General features: G+C 30.8%; 22 protein-coding genes, 1 pseudogene and 1 riboswitch. Of the genes and pseudogenes, 3 read left to right on the top strand and 20 right to left on the bottom strand.

What is annotated here, in order from left to right; genetic code table 11:
- Positions 1 to 23: 23 nt before the first annotated feature.
- Positions 24 to 605: a hypothetical protein gene (locus IEU88_RS04595; RefSeq protein WP_096809536.1), complete on the top strand. Its 582-nt coding sequence runs from the start codon at positions 24 to 26 to the stop codon at positions 603 to 605.
- A gap of 27 nt (positions 606 to 632) precedes the next feature.
- A complete protein-coding gene (locus IEU88_RS04590; protein ID WP_096809532.1) occupies positions 633 to 851 on the top strand; it encodes an SA1362 family protein in 219 nt (72 codons plus the stop codon).
- A gap of 269 nt (positions 852 to 1,120) precedes the next feature.
- On the opposite strand, the gene lipM is transcribed toward IEU88_RS04590, so the two are convergent.
- On the bottom strand, positions 1,121 to 1,951 hold the full coding sequence (gene lipM / locus IEU88_RS04585; protein WP_103373704.1) for an octanoyltransferase LipM: 831 nt from the start codon (positions 1,949 to 1,951) through the stop codon (positions 1,121 to 1,123).
- A gap of 173 nt (positions 1,952 to 2,124) precedes the next feature.
- Between lipM and IEU88_RS04580 the strand changes: the two genes are divergently transcribed.
- Positions 2,125 to 2,511, top strand: coding sequence for a rhodanese-like domain-containing protein (locus IEU88_RS04580; protein WP_096809527.1), 387 nt, complete (start codon positions 2,125 to 2,127; stop codon positions 2,509 to 2,511).
- Positions 2,512 to 3,078: 567 nt separating this feature from the next.
- Here the strand turns inward: IEU88_RS04580 and gcvPB are convergent.
- The 19 genes and pseudogenes from gcvPB to IEU88_RS04485 all read right to left on the bottom strand — a co-directional run bounded on the left by gcvPB (position 3,079) and on the right by IEU88_RS04485 (position 19,012).
- Positions 3,079 to 4,554, bottom strand: a complete 1,476-nt coding sequence (gene gcvPB / locus IEU88_RS04575) for an aminomethyl-transferring glycine dehydrogenase subunit GcvPB (RefSeq protein WP_096809525.1) — start codon at positions 4,552 to 4,554, stop codon at positions 3,079 to 3,081.
- Positions 4,541 to 5,893 carry an aminomethyl-transferring glycine dehydrogenase subunit GcvPA gene (gcvPA, locus tag IEU88_RS04570; protein ID WP_103372680.1) on the bottom strand — a complete coding sequence of 451 codons (1,353 nt, stop codon included), beginning with the start codon at positions 5,891 to 5,893 and terminating at the stop codon, positions 4,541 to 4,543. Before gcvPA ends, gcvPB begins: the two co-directional genes overlap by 14 nt.
- A gap of 17 nt (positions 5,894 to 5,910) precedes the next feature.
- Positions 5,911 to 7,002, bottom strand: a complete 1,092-nt coding sequence (gcvT, locus tag IEU88_RS04565) for a glycine cleavage system aminomethyltransferase GcvT (RefSeq protein ID WP_096809520.1) — start codon at positions 7,000 to 7,002, stop codon at positions 5,911 to 5,913.
- A gap of 73 nt (positions 7,003 to 7,075) precedes the next feature.
- Positions 7,076 to 7,173, bottom strand: a riboswitch (glycine riboswitch).
- A 5-nt stretch (positions 7,174 to 7,178) separates the two neighbouring features.
- A complete protein-coding gene (locus IEU88_RS04560) occupies positions 7,179 to 7,673 on the bottom strand; it encodes a shikimate kinase (RefSeq protein ID WP_174221779.1) in 495 nt (164 codons plus the stop codon).
- Between the two features lie 177 nt (positions 7,674 to 7,850).
- The gene (locus IEU88_RS04555) at positions 7,851 to 8,294 is read right to left on the bottom strand and encodes a competence type IV pilus minor pilin ComGF (RefSeq protein WP_096809514.1); all 444 of its coding nucleotides are present in this window, start codon (positions 8,292 to 8,294) and stop codon (positions 7,851 to 7,853) included.
- Positions 8,272 to 8,565 carry a hypothetical protein gene (locus IEU88_RS04550; protein ID WP_096809511.1) on the bottom strand — a complete coding sequence of 98 codons (294 nt, stop codon included), beginning with the start codon at positions 8,563 to 8,565 and terminating at the stop codon, positions 8,272 to 8,274. The genes IEU88_RS04555 and IEU88_RS04550 overlap by 23 nt, the downstream gene beginning before the upstream one ends.
- Positions 8,546 to 8,941 carry a competence protein gene (locus tag IEU88_RS04545; protein WP_229719008.1) on the bottom strand — a complete coding sequence of 132 codons (396 nt, stop codon included), beginning with the start codon at positions 8,939 to 8,941 and terminating at the stop codon, positions 8,546 to 8,548. Before IEU88_RS04545 ends, IEU88_RS04550 begins: the two co-directional genes overlap by 20 nt.
- A gap of 34 nt (positions 8,942 to 8,975) precedes the next feature.
- On the bottom strand, positions 8,976 to 9,293 hold the full coding sequence (comGC, locus tag IEU88_RS04540) for a competence type IV pilus major pilin ComGC (protein ID WP_096809507.1): 318 nt from the start codon (positions 9,291 to 9,293) through the stop codon (positions 8,976 to 8,978).
- A 20-nt stretch (positions 9,294 to 9,313) separates the two neighbouring features.
- Positions 9,314 to 10,381, bottom strand: a complete 1,068-nt coding sequence (comGB, locus tag IEU88_RS04535; protein ID WP_229719007.1) for a competence type IV pilus assembly protein ComGB — start codon at positions 10,379 to 10,381, stop codon at positions 9,314 to 9,316.
- Positions 10,353 to 11,326, bottom strand: a pseudogene (gene comGA, locus IEU88_RS04530) (competence type IV pilus ATPase ComGA). The gene comGB and the pseudogene comGA overlap by 29 nt, the downstream one beginning before the upstream one ends.
- Positions 11,327 to 11,387: 61 nt before the next feature.
- Positions 11,388 to 12,011, bottom strand: coding sequence for an MBL fold metallo-hydrolase (locus tag IEU88_RS04525; protein ID WP_103373081.1), 624 nt, complete (start codon positions 12,009 to 12,011; stop codon positions 11,388 to 11,390).
- Complete coding sequence (locus tag IEU88_RS04520) at positions 12,011 to 12,337, bottom strand: MTH1187 family thiamine-binding protein (RefSeq protein WP_096809501.1); 327 nt, start codon at positions 12,335 to 12,337, stop codon at positions 12,011 to 12,013. The genes IEU88_RS04525 and IEU88_RS04520 overlap by 1 nt, the downstream gene beginning before the upstream one ends.
- Complete coding sequence (locus IEU88_RS04515; protein WP_103373080.1) at positions 12,337 to 13,323, bottom strand: glucokinase; 987 nt, start codon at positions 13,321 to 13,323, stop codon at positions 12,337 to 12,339. Before IEU88_RS04515 ends, IEU88_RS04520 begins: the two co-directional genes overlap by 1 nt.
- Before the next feature lie 299 nt (positions 13,324 to 13,622).
- Positions 13,623 to 13,829 (bottom strand): YqgQ family protein, encoded by a 207-nt coding sequence (locus IEU88_RS04510; protein ID WP_103373744.1) that lies wholly within the window; start codon positions 13,827 to 13,829, stop codon positions 13,623 to 13,625.
- The gene (locus tag IEU88_RS04505) at positions 13,816 to 15,264 is read right to left on the bottom strand and encodes a rhomboid family intramembrane serine protease (protein WP_107644053.1); all 1,449 of its coding nucleotides are present in this window, start codon (positions 15,262 to 15,264) and stop codon (positions 13,816 to 13,818) included. The genes IEU88_RS04510 and IEU88_RS04505 overlap by 14 nt, the downstream gene beginning before the upstream one ends.
- 11 nt (positions 15,265 to 15,275) lie before the next feature.
- Positions 15,276 to 15,818 carry a 5-formyltetrahydrofolate cyclo-ligase gene (locus tag IEU88_RS04500; RefSeq protein WP_096809492.1) on the bottom strand — a complete coding sequence of 181 codons (543 nt, stop codon included), beginning with the start codon at positions 15,816 to 15,818 and terminating at the stop codon, positions 15,276 to 15,278.
- Positions 15,819 to 15,961: 143 nt separating this feature from the next.
- On the bottom strand, positions 15,962 to 16,111 hold the full coding sequence (rpmG, locus tag IEU88_RS04495; RefSeq protein ID WP_019469354.1) for a 50S ribosomal protein L33: 150 nt from the start codon (positions 16,109 to 16,111) through the stop codon (positions 15,962 to 15,964).
- 129 nt (positions 16,112 to 16,240) lie between these two features.
- Entirely contained in the window at positions 16,241 to 18,292 is a 2,052-nt protein-coding gene (locus IEU88_RS04490) for a peptidoglycan D,D-transpeptidase FtsI family protein (protein WP_096809489.1), read from the bottom strand.
- A 120-nt stretch (positions 18,293 to 18,412) separates the two neighbouring features.
- Positions 18,413 to 19,012 (bottom strand): superoxide dismutase, encoded by a 600-nt coding sequence (locus IEU88_RS04485; RefSeq protein ID WP_103373014.1) that lies wholly within the window; start codon positions 19,010 to 19,012, stop codon positions 18,413 to 18,415.
- Positions 19,013 to 19,035 lie beyond the last annotated feature (23 nt).

Below are 19,035 nucleotides of genomic sequence, written 5' to 3'. Positions count from 1 at the left end.
AGTTTTTGAATTAGGAGAGAGTTATGAAGAAAAAATTGGTCGCTATTTTAGTAGCTTCGTGTATACTCGCTGGGTGTGGGAGTCAAAATTTAGGCCCATTAGAAGATAAGACAACAAAACTACGTGATGAAAATCATAAATTAAAGAGTGATATCCAAGATTTAAAAATTGAAATCAAGAAAGAAAAAACAAATATTTCTGCATTGGAAAAAGATAAGGATAATATTAAAAACGCTAAAAATAACAAGAATAAGCTAAATCATATAAAAGCTTCTTCTGAATATTATCAAAATGTTACTAAAGCAATTGATGATTACACTAATATTGAAGATGACGTATCAAAAAACAAAAAAAGCGAAAAAATACAATCAAAATTAACAGATATTACGAATAAACTTGATTCTGCTTACACTACATATAAAAGTAAAATTGATAAAGATAAAATGAGTGATGAAGATAAAAAGAAAAGTAAAAATATAAATAAATTAAATAAAGAACTCAATTCAGCTATGGATGACATTAGAGACGGTTATAATGAAAAAGACAAAAAGAAAATCCAAAAAGGTCAAGCTACTTTGTCAAAGGTGAGCATTAATAATAACTAAGGATACAATCAAATAGGAGTGTTTATTTTGAAACAAGCAATATTTTATATCGTAATCGCTATTGCATTAATCGGCTTATTACTTAACTTAGATGCGTTTTTATTTAGTTTTGTAAAAATGATTATTAGTTTAGCTATTTTTGCAGGAATTATTTATGCGATTTATTATTTCTTCTTTTTAACAGAAGATCAAAGAAAATACAAACGTGCTCAAAGAAAATATAGAAAACGAAACAAGAAAAAGTAGTTGATGTTTTGAAACTTCATAAATGAATAGCATGAGGTGGTATAGAAAACGGACCGAAATTTCATTTAGGATTTCGGTCCGTTTTTATATGGATCATTAGGAAAAAGTTTACAAAGGGATAAAGCACAGACTTATATTTTACTCATTCAACCCAATAAAAAATATAACTTTATGTTTTATTCCAATTATCTACTTGTTATATGTAATGACGAGCCTGAGATATTTATACCCCAGGCCCGTTTGTATTTAATCCTAAATGGTTCATAAATTTATTTCCTATAATTCCATTCTTCAGATTTATATTTTTCTATTAAATTTTTTACTTCTTCATTTTGTTTTGGCGTTAATGTTAAAGGTTTAAAATCTATATTTAATCCTTTTTTAAATCCTTCTTCAAAAGCATGTTCCATTTCCTTTAATGTAATATGTCTATCTGATATGTCATTTATTGCCACAGCTTTATCAACAAAAGCTTGTTTCATTTTCTCTTTTAAGCGATCGTTTTTATATATGAACATATCAAATAAATCGTCCACATCAATGTCTTGTAACAATGAGCCATGTTGAAGTATCACGCCTTTTTGTCTCATTTGTGCACTGCCTGCGATTTTACGTCCCTCTACTACTAACTCATACCAACTTGGCGCATCAAAACAAACTGCACTTCTTGGCTGTTTTAATTTAGCTCTTTCTTCTTTAGAACGCGGTATGGCAAAAGTAGCATTGAAACCTAACGCTTTAAAACCTTCAAGTAAACCTTCTGAAATAACTCTATATGCCTCTGTAACAGTTTTTGGCATTTCTGGATGAGTTTCTGGTACAATAACACTATAAGTTAATTCTTTGTCATGAAGTACACCTCTACCACCTGTTTGTCTTCTAACAAGGCCATAACTTTTTTCTTTTACTTTATGTATATCTATTTCTTTTGTTAGTCTTTGAAAATAACCTACTGAAAGTGTTGCTGGATTCCATGTGTAAAATCTGATTACCGGGTCAATCTCACCTCTTGAAACAAAATTTAATAATGCTTCATCCATTGCCATATTATAAAATGGATCATTACTACCTGTATTGATAAAATGCCATGTTTCAGTCACACTCAAAACTCCATTCATTAAAATTAAATTGTGGTAACAGCCAAATTGTGTTATCGTTTTCAATAATTGTTAAAATTTGTTAGCAATGTGTACAGTTTGTGATAAAAATATTTTGATAAATTGTGCTAACAGTCTTATAATATATAATATCGGTTAATTAGGGAGGATGCAAGATGAGTAATTTTTGGTTTATAGCTTTAGCAATTTTAATAATAATCGTCGCTTATATGTTATTTAACAGATATTTGAACAAAAAAGCGGTCATTGAATTAAACCAAAATGAATTCCATAATGGTTTGCGTAAAGCTCAAGTTATTGATGTGAGAGAAAAAGTAGATTATGATTATGGTCATATCAACGGTGCTCGTAACATTCCAATCACAATGTTCAAACAAAGGTTTCAAGGTTTGAGAACAGACCAACCTATTTATCTTTGTGATGCTAACGGAATTGCTAGCTATCGTGCCGCTAGAATTTTAAAGAAGAATGGGTATAAAGATATATATATGCTCAAAGGCGGATATAAAAAATGGACTGGTAAAATCAAATCAAAAAAATGAGTTATTAATCAATTATTTAAATGAGCATGAGATATAAATGTTTATGTTCAAAGTAAAAAACACCTTCATTTAATAATGAAGGTGTTTTTTTATATTTAAACTCTATTCAGATTTTACCAATATACTTGGATTTCGTCATCTCTCATTCATATATACTCTGTGGAACAACACAATAAAAATTGGCATAATTATATGGTAGTAAATATCTATTAACGTTACGATGTACACAAACTAATAACGCATTCAATGAGTATTTAACATAGAAATTTAACTGGTAATATTTTTAATATTTGATAAACAAAGCCATAAGCGCATCGTCTACATTTAAAGACGTATAGATTAAGCCAAACGTAAATTTGATGTTTGTAAATATATCAAATTAAATAAATGTTTAAAAAAACGGGTGATTTTTTACTTAGATTTATGTAAAAACCATCCGTTTTATAAAATACTTGGGATATTGATATCTTAACGTTTTTTAATTACCTTTGTTTTAGAGGACAAACGACATCATGTTAAAAAATGGGATGTCTAACTTATACCTTAAATATGACGCTTTCAGAACTTTTATTTTTCTGAACGTAAATTTTCAAATTTCAATACTGGATGACGCGCAGCTTGTGTTTCATCTAAACGATCAATAATTGTTGTATGTGGTGCTTCTAATACTTTATCAGGATTTTCTTTTGCTTCTTTAGCAATTTCAATCATAGTATCGCAGAAATAGTCCAACGTTTCTTTAGATTCTGTTTCTGTTGGTTCTACCATCATACCTTCCTCTACGTTAAGTGGGAAGTAAATTGTTGGCGGATGGACACCAAAGTCTAGTAAACGTTTCGCCATATCCAATGTACGAACACCAAATTCTTTTTGCTTAGAACCGCTTAGGACAAATTCGTGTTTACAATATTGTTCATATGGAATTTCGAAATGTTCTTTTAAGCGTGCTTTAATATAATTTGCATTCAATACTGCAGCTTCTGAAACTTCTTCAAGGCCTTTATTACCCATAGTTCTAATATAAGTGTATGCTCTTAAATAAATTCCAAAGTTCCCGTAGAATGGTTTAACACGTCCGATTGAGTTTTCAATATCATTATCGTATTTATAGACGTCGTTTTCTTTAACCACCATTGGTTTTGGTAAAAAATGGGCAAGTTCTTTTTTAACGCCTACTGGGCCTGAACCTGGGCCACCGCCGCCATGAGGTCCTGTAAATGTTTTGTGTAAGTTTAAATGAACAGCGTCAAATCCCATGTCGCCTGGTCTGACTTTATCCATAATTGCATTTAAATTAGCACCGTCATAATACAATAGGCCACCAGCTTCATGCACAATATTTCGAATATCCATAATATTTTGCTCAAAAATACCTAACGTATTAGGGTTAGTGAGCATGATTGCAGCTGTGTTGTCGTTAACAAGGCGTTTTAAGTCCTCAATATCAACTTCTCCGCGTTCGTTAGACTTAACAGTTACAGCTTTAAATCCAGCAAACGCTGCTGAAGCAGGGTTTGTGCCATGAGCTGAGTCAGGAACGATGACTTCATTACGATGTCCTTCGCCATTTTTTTCGTGATATGCTTTGAAAATCATAAGCGCTGTCCATTCTCCGTGGGCGCCAGCTGCTGGTTGTAGTGTAACTTCATCCATACCTGTAATCTCTTTTAATTCTTCTTGCAAGCTATGGATGATTTCTAATGAACCTTGCACTTGAGATTCATCTTGTAATGGATGTGATTCAGCAAATCCAGGGATTCTTGCAATTTTTTCATTTATTTTTGGATTGTATTTCATCGTACAAGAGCCAAGAGGATAAAAACCTGTATCTACGCCAAAGTTTTTATTTGATAATTCTGTATAGTGACGAACTAAATCTAACTCGGCCACTTCTGGGAATTCAGCTTTGTCTTTTCTTATAAATTTATCATCTAATAATTTATCTACAGCTTTATTATCAATTTCTTTTTTAGGTAATGAATACGCATAACGACCTTCTTTAGAACGCTCAAAAATTAATGGACTAGATTTACTTACTACCATTTAATTCACCTGCTTTCTTAACAAATGTATCAATTTCATCTTTAGTTCTTAATTCTGTTACAGCAATCAGCATATGACTGTCAAAGCCTTCTCCAATTTCGCTTAAATCGAAACCTCCGATAATATCTTCTTGGATTAACGCATCATTGATATCTTTGACAGATTTATCAAATTTAACGACAAATTCGTTGAATGATGTACCATTGCTAACTTCAAAGCCTTGTTGCCTAAATTGCTCTTTAGCATAATTTGCATTTTCAAAATTTTGAACTGCAATGTCATAAATACCTTGTTTACCTAAAGCAGACATACATATAGATGAAGCTAAAGCATTTAAAGCTTGGTTTGAACAAATATTAGATGTTGCTTTATCTCTACGGATATGTTGTTCCCGCGCTTGTAAAGTTAAAACAAAACCACGATTTCCATCTTGATCTTCTGTTTGTCCAACTAGACGTCCTGGGGTTTTTCTCATTAATTTTTTAGTAGTAGCAAAGAAACCACAGTGTGGTCCACCGAATTGCGTTGGGATACCAAATGGTTGAGTATCTCCTACTACGATATCCGCTCCAAAACTACCTGGTGGTGTTAATAATCCAAGTGCAATTGGGTTTGCATAAACGATAAATAATGCTTTTTTATCTTCAATTAAAGCTTGGATTTTTTCTAAATCTTCAATTGAGCCATAAAAGTTTGGATATTGTACCGCAACTGCTGCAGTCTCGTCATCAATAGCATTTTCAAGCTTTTCTAAATCAGTGATTGTTCCATCTAAATCCACTTCAACGACTTCAAATTCTTTACGTGTTTTAACATAAGTGTGTAATACTTGTAATGCTTGGTAGTGCATCCCTTTAGAAACAACAATTTTATTTTTACGAGTTTGATTAAATGCTAAAATACATGCTTCTGCAAAACTTGTAATCCCATCATACATAGATGAGTTAGCGATATCCATATCAGTTAATTCGCATATTAACGTTTGGAATTCAAAAATGGCTTGTAATTCACCTTGGGAAATTTCAGGCTGATATGGTGTATAAGCCGTATAAAATTCTGAACGTGAAATCATTGAATCTACTACTGCTGGGGCATAGTGATCATAGACACCAGCGCCTAAAAATGATGTGTGTGTTTCTTTAGTAATATTTTTACTTGCAACTTTACTTAGTCTTTTAGTTAATGTTGTTTCTGATTCTGCATCTGGGATAGCTAATTCTCTATTTAATAGAATGTCTTTTGGAACATCTCCAAATAATTCATTGATTGAACCAGCACCAATAGTTTCTAGCATTTCGTGTTTATCTTGCTCTGTTAACGGAATATAACGATGACTCACAGTAACACCCCTTTAAATTATTTACTAATTTGATTTTTTTTAACAATTTTTGCTTTAGCTTGTCTTTTTCTAATTTGCACTATAATTTCTTTTCCCATTTCAAAAGCATCTCTATCTATTATAGCTAAACCAATGGATTTACCACTTAATGGAGATTGCGTACCTGATGTAATTTCACCAATTTCATTACCATCGACATCATAAACTGTGTAACCTGTTCTTGGAATTCCTTTATCAATCATTTCAATTCCAACTGTTCTTCGTTTCGAACCGTTTTCTTTTTGATCTTTTAAAACGCTTTTTCCGATAAAATCTGCATCAATTAAAGGTTTAGCTGCAAATGCTATTCCACCTTCATAAGGCGTTATTGATTCACTTAAATCTTGTCCGTGTAATGGTAAACCAGCTTCTAATCTTAATGTATCTCTTGCGCCTAGACCACAAGGGGCCACATCATATTTTAAAATGGATACCCAAAGATATGGCGTATCTTCAGATTTACAATAAATTTCAAAACCATCTTCACCAGTATAACCGGATTGTGACAGTATCACTTTTTTTCCAAAGAATTCAACATCTTGTTTAAATTCGAAAGGAGACATTTCAGAGATGTCTATATTGACATGTTCTTGAACAAAGTCACGTGCATTTGGACCTTGAACAGCTAATTGTCCATAATCACTTGATACATTTAAAACTTCTGCATCAAAGTTAGTAGCATTATTTTTCATCCACTCAAAGTCTTTATCAGTGTTACCAGCGTTTACAACTAATAGATATTCTTTTTCTCTGAGTTTATAAGTAATTAAATCGTCAATAATACCACCATGCTCGTTACATAATGCTGTATATTGAGCTTTTGTTGTTTCTAAATTGTCAGTATCATTTGAAAGCAAGTATTGTACAAGTTTATCAGCTTCAGGGCCTTTTATAAGAATTTCACCCATGTGGCTGACATCAAATAATCCCATTTTAGTTCTAACAGCATTATGTTCTTCTTTGATACTTGAAAATTGGACTGGCATTGCCCAGCCACCAAATTCAACAATTTTTGCCCCGAGATCCACAAAATTTTGATAAAGTGGTGTGTGTTTTAATTCATTAGCCATTAATAAACCCCCTATTGTTATATTAAAAAAGACAGAGTAGACTAAGCCTACCCTGTCAATAAATCCAGGAATGCGTCTCAGTATTATCCTTTTGCCTGAGAGTTTCGTTAAACTTGCACCTTCGGCGATGGATACATTAAATCATGTACCATTCTCTCTAATACTGGTCATTCGCTTTACATCGATTTCATTATCTCATTATATAAGTTTGAAAGCGATTTACTACTATTCACTTTGATGAATGCGATTTCATTATATCTTGAAACCCTAGATGAATACAAGCTTTTTAGTTTGGAAAATGATTTATTATTTGCATTTGGTCTATTGCTGTCATTTTTAATTCTATTGTATAAAATGTTTAATTCGCAATCTAGCCATACAACGTAATTTTGATTTTTCAATAAATTATAAGCGTGTTCCCCTTCTATGATACCTCCACCAGTGGAAATGATATCAAATTGGTTAATACATATAGTTAAATATTTATATTCCAAACTGCGAAACGTTTCTTCACCGAATTCCTCAAAAATTTCTGGTATAGATTTAGCTTCTTGTTGTACAATGAATTCATCTAAATCTACATAAGTTAACTGGTCCTTTTCAGCAATATGTTTACCTAAAGTTGTCTTTCCTGTTCCCATAAATCCTACTAAAATAAGTGGGGTATTCATCTTGTTTTTCAAAAATATCTTCCTTTATGCAAAAGTATTTGAATTTGCTTTTCATAATATGATTCAATATTATCAAGTGTTTTCAATTGAATGTTAAAATGAGCTGTATAAATCGCTATCAATGATAAATATAGCATATAAACCACCATCACAAAAGGATATATATAGCCTTTTGTATTAAAAGTAAATTTCTTTTTCAAAGTAAGTTCCCTCATTATATAATTTTACATATAATTTCATTCGTTTATTTTTTAACATTGTAAATTGAGCTTCTATAACATTATTTAATAAAGTGATATTGCCGCTATGGTTTATGGTTTTAATTATTTTACGATTTTTAAATTCGTAATAAATATTTTTTTCCTTGTTTGTAATTTTTAATCTATGTCCCCGATTTTCTATATTAAAAAATTGCGATTTGTTAAGTAACAACTCTTCTGTTAAATCCCTTGCAAAAAATTCTAAATCAATAGAAGAAGCAAAATTTGATTGATGCTTCAATGGAACGATGGATTTGTATAATAGTGGCAGCATTGTAAATACAACTATGGTAATAAATAATGCAAATAATACTTCGATATAAGTAAAACCAGTAACTTTATTTGTAATAGCATTTTTCATTTAAATAGTCCTTCGATTTTATACAAATTTTATAATTGTCTAATTTTATTTCATAGTCGGCTATTTTCACACCTTTGTTTAAATCCTTTTGATCATTATGTTTTAACGTGAGTAGCATCACGCGTTTCATATTAATATAGTCTAATTTATTTTTAAAAGAATAGTTTAGTTGTAAGATCATTGGTAGTAACAAACTGCACATTGCGATCATAATCGTAAAACTTAACATTGAATCTATGAGTATGCTAGCTTTAATTTTTCTTTTTTTCATATCTCATTCTCCCTTTTTCAATATGAAAAACCACTTTATAAATCACTTTATTTACAGATATATAGACAGTGCCAAATTTATTTGTATTTCCCTTACTATCAAAAGTTAAGTAATTGATATTAGTTTGAGGATAGATAAATGAATGATCTGGCAATTTTATATCGTTATTTTCAATCGACGGTTCTTTAACGGTTATTTTATTTGAGTAATGATTGAATATCAGTGTAATAGGCTTTCCATCTTTAATGGCTTTTGATTTTAAATAATTAAGTTTCAATATTAAGGAATTCATAAAAGGATTGGCTGTTTCACGCGTTTCTTTTTTACTGGACAAGTGATTTACTTGAACAATTAATAAAACACTTATGATACCCATAACAAACAATATTTCGGTTAATGTAAATGCCTTGCTAGTTTGCAACTACTTCACCGTTATTAATATGGATAGTAGCACCTGATTTACAATATTTCTGATTTTCTTTGATATAACCATCTGAAATAAGTTCCTCTATAGATTGTGGTTTTTTATTATGTTTTAATGTGTAAGCTTCAACTTGACTTTCTACCATTTTTATTTGTGCTTCACAACCAGTGCTTTGGATATGTGATGATTGTTTAGCGATATTAGGTATAATAAGGATAAGTAATAAACTAATAATTAATAGAACAAGTAGCATTTCAATCAATGTGAATGCTTTTTTATTGTATAGTTTTTTTATTTTATGCATTGAATGCGCTCCTAGTGTAGTTATTTAATCGTTTGCATTAAGTCAAACATAGGTAACATAATGACTAAATATAAGGCAATGATGAATAAACCTAATACTGTAAATAAGATTGGTTGTATAAATTTTATTAAAATTTGCGTATATTGTTCAATTTTCGTAAAAATAATATCGCTATATAATTTTAATTCAATCTCTAATTTACCTTTCTTTTCGCCCTCTGCTATAAAAGTAATGAGTCCTTTTTCAAACCAAGAAATATTATTTAATATTTCGCTTAGTTTATAACCTTGTTGCGTTCCACTTGATAATTCTGATGCAAGATAAACTAGATATGGGTCCTTTTTTTGCTTTGAATAAATATCGACAATAGAATACAAGTTCACGCCGTTTTTATAGAACAATGCAAATTCTGTAGATAATCTATAAGTTTTATAAAATTTGAAAAATTTACGTACAATGGGTATGCGTAAGATGATTTTATATTTCGCTTTAATTGGTAATTTTTTAATATATTTATAAAATAGTAATATGCAAAGTAATATCATTAATAAAGTAACGAGAAGTGTCTTAGGTAAGTGAGTTAATATCGAAGATAAAATAAATTGTATTGTAGAGAGTTCTACATCAAAATTTTTATATAGTAATTGGAATTCTGGTATGATTGTGTGGTTTAAAACAATTAACATAATGATAAAAATAGCCATAAGTAAAAGTGGATATTGGAGCGTTTTAAGAAGTTGTTGTTTAGCTTTATAATTTCTAAGTAAATAATCTTGAGCATGTGGCAATGTTGAAGTAAGTTCGCTAAACATTTCTGCAAAATAGATGATCATGATGATAATTTTAGGATAGTTTAATAATAAAAGTATTTGATAACATTGTGCACCTTGTTCTAATTGCGCTTTTATTTGTGCGGTTAATTTTGGGGATTTAATACTTATATGTTGAAGTAAAAAATTAAATGATTCAGATAATGTGAAACCATGTTCAAGCAAATTTTGTAACCTTTGGAGTAATTCAATTCGCGTTTTTTCGTTAATAATCATAAATTGAGATATGCTAAATATATCTATTAAGTGTTTCTTCACAAATTTCTCCTTCTTTAGCCATTTCGTGTAATTTAAAAGATAAATTTTGAAATGTGTTTGGAAGCGTAAGCTGGTTTTCGAAATAAAATTGTATATCTTCTCGTGTTAGTTGTTCATATATTAATGAACGCTCTTCTTTTGATGTAACGATAAGTCGTTGATTAATAATACTTAAGATCGTTTGACGTAGTTCTTGAACACTTATCCCCATTTCTAATAACCTGCATAATGCGCCTTTACAGTTATTAGAGTGGATAGTTGAAAGCACTAAATGCCCACTTAAACTAGCATGTATGACCTGTTTAGCGATAGTTGCATCTCTAATTTCTCCTATAAGAATAATATCTGGGTCACATCTTAAAATTGCTTTAAAGGAGTTAGCATAATTAATACCTGCCTTTTCATTGATAGAAACTTGTGTAATACCTTCAATTAATCGTTCCACAGGATCTTCAACTGTTATAATATTCACATTTAATTGTTCTTTTGCGTGTAAAATCATTTGATACATTAATGTGCTTTTTCCTGATCCAGTTGGACCACTAAATAGTAGTAAACCTTGTTGTTTATTCATTAATTTGAATAATTGATTGAGACTTTGAATTTTTGCTGTTTTTGAAAATATTGAGGAATAATCCTAACTACACAACTCTCATAACCTAAAGACAATGGCAAAGTAGAAATTCTTAAATAATATAGTTGTTTTAATTTATATGCATATCTACCACTTTGGGCAGCATTGTGTTTAGAAACATCTAATCCTGCTTGATATTTCATATAGGTAAGTAATTTCTTATAAGTGTTGGTTTCTATTGTTTCTACTGTAACTAAAAATGCTTTCTTTCTGAATTTAATTTTTACTTTATTTTGGTTTGGTATAAAATGTACATCTGTAACATTTTCATGAATTGCCTTGTCAAAAATATTTTTAAATAATAACTTCAAAAAAACACCTCCTACACTTATACACGTAAGAGGTGTTTAAATTACTTTGGTTAATTAAAAATTAGCCATTTAAATATGGGTTAACTTGTTCGTCTTTAATTGTTGTATATGGTCCGTGACCAGGGAATAGTGGTAAGTCTTCATCTAATTCAAATATTTTATCTAGTATAGAAGCTACGAGTGTTTCATAGTCTCCTTTATATAAATCAGTTCTACCTATACCTTGCTTAAATAAAGTATCTCCGACAACTGCAAATTCATCAAAGACAAATGACAAACTACCAGGTGAATGTCCAGGTGTATGGAGCACATTAAATTGGAAACCTTCTATCTCTACCGAACCTTCATCAAGTTGGTTTGGAGATACGTTGCTAGTTATAGGCTCAAGACCATATTGCTTGAATTTCTCTGAACCATTTTTATATGTGTCAGTTAAAAAATCAAATTCAAGTCGATGCATATAAACTGGAACTTGATATTTTGCTACGACGTCATCTAAAGCGCCAATATGATCAAAATGAGCATGTGTTAATAAAATTGCTTTTAACGGTTTATTAATTTGATTTAATTTTTTTTTAATCAAATCATAATCACTTGCAGGGTCAACTAAAATAACGCTTTTTTCATTCTCAATGAAATAAGTATTCGTCTTAACTAAACCCAATGCTAAACTCGATATTTGCACTATTCTTGCCCTCCATTATCCAAATGTTTTTCAACAGATGCCAATTTATCATTCATTTTACGAGATTTATCTCTTCGCTCGTCAATTCTAATATTCGTACACACTCTATCGACACCTTTATTAAAAGGTAATTCATGAATGGCTTGAACTACTTCAAATAAATCTTTTAAATCGCCTTCAATCAAAGTATTCATAGGAGTTAACTGATAATCAATTTTACCTTGCGCTTTATATTCTTTTAATTTTGTTTGTATCTCAGCAATATATTTACTTACACTTGGCCCTTCTGTTCCGACAGGTATAACAACTACATCTACGATAGCCATTATTTAACACCTTCCTTTTCGATGATATAAGTATAAATTAAACCAGCAGCACCTGTAATACCAGCGTCATTACCTAGTTTAGCTTGCACAATTTCTGTACCTTGTTGTGCTGGCGTAAATGTTAAATTATGATATTCTGTTTTAATATTTTCAATTAAAATCAATCCTGCTGTAGACATACCACCACCTAAAACAATATATTTAGGGTTGCTTGTCACACTAATGATACTACATAAATAAGCAATATAATTTGCAACACGTTCTGTAATAAAAATACAGAATTGATCTCCTGCTTTAGCTGCATCAAATACAGCTTTGGCAGTAACTTCATTATCTTTAATGAGTTGTAATATTGATGATTTGAATGTTAATTTTGGATAATAAAAATTAACTAAATTGACTACACCAGTGGCAGAAGCAACAGTTTCGATACAACCAGACTTCCCACAGTTACATTTAAAGCGTTGATCATGGTCTACTCTAAAATGCCCTATCTCCGCACCTGAACCGTTGTGACCATGGACAATTTCACCATTAGAAATAATACCACCACCGAGACCAGTACCTAATGTAATTGCAACCACTTCATCCGAACCTTGGCCTGCACCTTTATGTTTTTCGCCTAATGCTGCAACATTCGCATCATTATCAACATAAACAGGACAATCTACAAATTGTTTAAAGATATGTCTCACATTTACCGTATCTTTCCAATATAGGTTAACGGCACCATTAACTTCACCAGTTTCAAAATTAACTGGCCCTGGCACTCCGATACCAACTCCCAATACATCTGAAAAAGTAAATTCAGAATTGTCGATATGTTCAACGAAAGAATCATAAACATTTTTTAACAGTGCATAACCTGTAGTATCTGAAGTATCAGTTTCAATAGACCATTTCTCTATTTGTTCAAGTTGCTGATCGAATATTCCGAGCTTACAAGTTGTTCCACCAATATCTGCTGATAAGATAATTTTTTTCATTTATTTATTCATCCTTCTCTGAGTTTAAGGAAACGTTAGTTCTAATAATAGTAATGGCAACAAACTATTAAAATTCTAGTTAAAATAAGTGTATATTACTACTTTAAAATCCATTTAGTACGTTGAAAATAACTGTTCTTTTCCTTAAATTTTATTTAGTATCTTTGTTAAAAACATATACTTCTATTTTAATATTATTCGTTTCACAATTGCAATAATAATGAACAAAGGCGCGATATAGAAATCTATTTTCCTTTAAAGATTTCATTATCCCGCTCCTTTAAGTTTAAATGATATAGTTATTGTTCACTTCTTCTTTGATTAATAATTAATTTGCATTTGATATACCTATCTTGTGTAATTAAGTTATATTCATACAACGAATGTATTTCTTGTTCCATCATTTCATATACATCTTCTTTATCTTTGAAATAAATAATAAAACCAAATTTTTTCAAAAGTTGTTGAACGTCATAAAATGTTTTTATTTCCTCAATCACTATCATCGCTCAATTCTTTATTTAAATTGATATAATCTCTATTACTTGGATCATTTTTTAATGCAGTTTTAATATATTTTTGAGCTTTATCTTTATTATCGATGGACCTATTTGCAACAGCTAGTTGATAGTTTAATATTGCAGAATCAGGGAAATGTCTTAAACCTCGCTCCCATGTTGCCATGCCTTCAGCTTTTGAGTCAGTTGTCGCACTGATAAATCCTTTTAAATAATATGTCTCATCGTCTGCGTAATTTTTATTTATTGTATGCTGAACCATGTCTTTAGCATCTTTATAGTTACCGCTTTTCATTTCTTTTTCAATGATTGTATTATATATATTATCTTCCTGTATGGTGAAAATGCGTATTTGAAATCCTATGAATAATACAATAAGCAAAATAAGGAATATCCAAAATTTATTCTGGTTTAGTTTAAAATAATAGCCTATTAATGTGATAAGTAATCCACCAATAAATCCACCGATATGTGCTACTATATTTACGTTTTGCATAAGCAATGACACACCGATTAAGATGACAAGTACGATTAACAATTGTCCTATTAATTTTCGATTATATTGTTTCCCAATATACATAAACGCAAAAATAGCACCAATTAAGCCAAAAATAGCCCCACTTGCCCCGACGGATACAGTATCAGTATTAAAAGATAATGAAGCAAAATTACCAAATAAACCAGCGACAAAATAAATGACTAAGAATCGCCAGTGTCCTACTATAGATTCAACTATTTTTCCAAATATGAATAAAGTTAACATATTCATTAGTATATGCTCAAAATTATAGTGTAAGAATATAGAAGAAATTACCCTATACCACTCACCATGAACTACATTAAAATGTACTAGACCACCTACGTCTAAAAGTTTCAAATCAGAAAATCGGTTTAAAAATAAAACCATAGAAAGCCAAATAATGATATTAATTGCAATTAATGTGTATGTAATTGGTGCAAATTTCAGCATATGTTTTTCAATAGGATTATTGTTTAAAGCTCTTTGCTTATAATATGATTTCGTTTGATTAGAACTTTGATTGAAAACACTTTTTATAAAAAAATTTGGCATTATTTTTTCAATTTGATCAACTTGACGGATAATTTTTACTTTGAACTTTATTGATTTCAGTTCATCTAAATTTTCATCAGTAAATGTTTTATCAGTATAAATAAATAAGTTATAACTTTTAGGTTTGAAATCTAAAAATGCTATAATATCTTCTTCATGGTCTTGGATTCTACTTTTATCAAATCTAACTTCTTGTGTGGAGTTGGCTCCAAATTTAAATATAACAACGGATTGTTTTTTCTTATTTGCCAACCAAATTTCTGTATCGTCTTGATTGCGATGCACTATTTGATAATTTAAATATTTAACCCAAGTAAAGATTGACTTCCAATAATGTTTTTCTGTAATCATTTTAGCCTCCATTATTTTGTTGTTGCTATAATTAGTGCTTGTACTGGTTGATCATGTGCTTCAATTTCGAAATCATCAAGCTGGAAGTCGTAAATTAAACTTATCGTTGACTGTTGATGGTGTGTTAAAAATTTATCAAAATAGCCCCCGCCATATCCAATTCTATAACCTGCATCGTTAAAAGCTAAACCAGGGACAATGAGTAAATCTAAGTCATTTGAAATTTCTGTATCGGATATGACGTGGTTAATTCCTTTATCATCAGGTCCAATATTAGATAAATCATCCACGTGTTTAAAGGACATTTCTTTAGCCTTATAGTTTGTTTCAGGGACGTATACTTTTTTGTTATCACTAATCATCTTAGAAATAATTGGGTATGTATCCACTTCATGGGGCATTGAAAGCACTATACCTATACGTTTTGCTGATTCATATTCGCTCGTATGCATCAGTGCTTCTGTTAAGTATTGATCGGCAGATGGTTTCTGGTCTTCTACAGCAAATGCTTTCATTAATTTTATTTTTTCTTGTCTTAATGATTTTTTATCCAATTTTGACACCTTCCCGTTAGATATACTCATTTTATTATAACGTTTTAAAAATATAATGTCATTAAACTGCTATTTCAAGCACTCTTATTATTTTTCGAAAAAATAACCAGACTCTATAGTTAGAATCTGGTTTAAAATATAAATTATTTTGTTTCACGGTGCAATGTATGTTTGTTATCACGAGCACAGTGTTTTTTCATTTCAATACGTTCAGGATTAGTACGTTTATTTTTTGTTGTGATGTAGTTTCTTTCTCCACATTCTGTGCAAGCTAGTGTTACGTTTACGCGCATGCTAATTCCTCCTTACCTTTTCAAAATACGACTTATTTATCATACCATTTAGTTATAAAATTGAAAAGTATTAATTTTCAATAGAGACCATAACAAAAGGATTTTTCATTAAAATATGAAAGTATTTTGTTAATTTTTATCTTTTTCTTTAAAATAATAGTTTATAATATCTCTTCCTAAGTCCCCGCCGTTCAACCAAGGTTCTGGGACTGGGTGATTTGTGTAGACAATAGAAAACGCTAATTTAGGATTTTCTATTGGAGCGTAACCGACATAAGTTGAATTGACCCTTGGTTCTCCATCTTGGAATACTTCTGCTGTACCTGTTTTACCAGCAGATGGGACAGTAGTATCATTAAAGCTTTGGTAACCCGTACCTTCTTTTTCATTAAAAGCCATTTTAAAGCCTTCTTGAACTTGTTTTATTTGATCAGAAGTATTATTAACTTTATTCAATACGTTGCCTTTAACTTTTTCTTTAACAGGTCCTAGTGTATCTTTATTTGTTGCTTTCCTGATTTCTAAACCAATATGCGGTTGAATTCTATAGCCGTTATTAGCAATTGTAGAAACATATTGAGATAATTGAAGTGGTGTATAAGTATCATATTGACCAATAGATAAGTCTAAGAAATTACCGGGGTTATCAGTCAATGGTTCAATTTGACCACTTGTTTCATTTGGTAAATCGATACCTGTTTTAACACCTAATCCAACTTGGTTTAAACCTTTACGTAATTTTTGGCCAGCTTCAGAAATATCTGTTGGCAATGACATATTAGGTGTGTATGGAGAGCCTGCAATCTTCAATGCCGTTTTAATCATATAAACGTTTGATGAATGCATTAATGCTTCTTTATCATCGATTGTGACTTTACCATCTTGGTTAAAGTACGAACGCTTGGAAAGCCCTCCAGAGAAAGTTAAAGGTTCATCAACCATTTCTTCGCCAACTTTAATTGCGTCGTTTTGATAACCTGCTAATAACGTTCCACCCTTAACAGAAGACCCTACTGCATATTGAGAAGTGAAATTACCAATATCATAATCCGTGAGATCACCATTTTTATCAATTTGTTTACCTGCCATCGCTAAAATATCACCGTTATTTGGATTTTGAACGACGACTAACGCATTATCCATATTTTTAGCGCCTTCGCTACGTAATTTACTTATTTGTTTTTCTAAATATTCTTCTGTTTTCTTTTGTAAATCAATATCAATACTTAATACGAGGTCATCGCCTCGTGAACCTGGATGAATGACTTGTGAATCTATTACTTCGCCAGATTTATCCGTAGTATATTTCATTTCTTTCTTTTTCCCTTTAAGGATATCATCATATTGATACTCTAAATAAGATTTACCAACACGATCATTTCTTGAATAACCTTTTGACAAATACTGTTCCGTGAGTTCTTTAGGAATACCTTCTTGTGTAGTAGAAACATCACCAAAAATACCTCTTAATGTATCTTTGTATGGATATTTTCTATCCCAATCCATAGTTGTATTAACGCCCGGTAAATCAGAAAGTTTTTGTGATACTGCTGCATACTCCTCGTCTGTAACATCTTCATTTTTAATCATTTGAGGATCTAATGCTGAACCAGCCATCATCTCACGATATATGGCTAACACTTGTAAATCTTTGTCCGAGAACGAATCAAATTGTTTTTCGCCAATTTTTTTATGTAATGCATCATCATACTCATCTTGAGAAATACTGCCATCATCTAATAGTGATTGTTCGTTTTTCATTAATTGTTCCGCTTTATTTGGATGTTTTAAAATCCAAAAATCTTGTTTATCTCGCTCAGTGATTTTAGCAGTATCCATCTTGATTAATTTGGATAATTTTTCAGCAATATCTAACACTTCAGATTGAGAAGTCTTCCGTCCGCGGGAATATGTAATTGCTTTTTTAGATGCGTTATCTACGAGTACTTTACCATTTCTATCCAAAATTCTTCCGCGTGGGACCGCTTCATTGACGGTTAAGTTTTCACTGTTTTTAATTAATTGCTTGTAATGAGAGCCCTGTGCTATTTGCAAGTAACCTAAACGTAATACAATTATTGCAAAAATAAATACAATGACGCCAAATACAAAACTTATTCTTTTGTTCATGGTATTTCTTATTTTTTCATCATTTGATTTTTCTTTTAATCTTTTTAGCAAAACAACATACCTCTATTCAAAAGTGATCACTTTAAATGATATATGAAATTGGCGGAGATTTCTATTATTTTAATTAAAAAAATGACGGCCTTTAAAAGGCCGTCAAAAATTGAAGCTTAATTATTTAGCAGCGTTATATAATTCGTCTACTTTTTCCCAATTTACAACATTCCAGAAAGCACTAATATATTCTGGGCGTTTGTTTTGGTATTTAAGATAGTAAGCATGTTCCCAAACGTCTAAGCCTAGGATTGGCGTTTTGCCTTCAGTTAATGGATTATCTTGGTTTGGTGTTGTAACGATTTCTAAGTCACCGTTATTAACAACTAGCCAAGCCCAACCTGAACCAAAGCGAGCTGCAGCTTTATCAGCAAATTCTTCTTTAAACGCATCTAAAGAACCCCATTGTTCTTTAATTTTATCAACTACAGTTCCTTTTTCTTCAGAATTTGGAGTTAACAATTCCCAGAATAATGAATGGTTTAAATGTCCGCCACCATTATTTCTAACAGCTGTTTGAATGTCTTCTGGTACACTATCTAAATTAGCAATAATTTCTTCGATTGATTTAGATTCTAAATCAGTTCCTTCAATTGCTGCATTTAATTTAGTTACGTAAGTGTTGTGGTGCTTGTCATGGTGAATTTCCATTGTTTGTTGATCAATATGTGGTTCTAAAGCATCAGAACCATAAGGTAAATTTGGTAATTCAAAAGCCATAAATAATCATCCTCCTAATTAAT

Origin of the sequence: Staphylococcus nepalensis, from assembly GCF_014635045.1 — a bacterium.
Classification (GTDB): domain Bacteria; phylum Bacillota; class Bacilli; order Staphylococcales; family Staphylococcaceae; genus Staphylococcus; species Staphylococcus nepalensis.
Note: the sequence above shows the minus strand (reverse complement) of the source record. Positions and strands in the feature narration are given on the sequence as shown.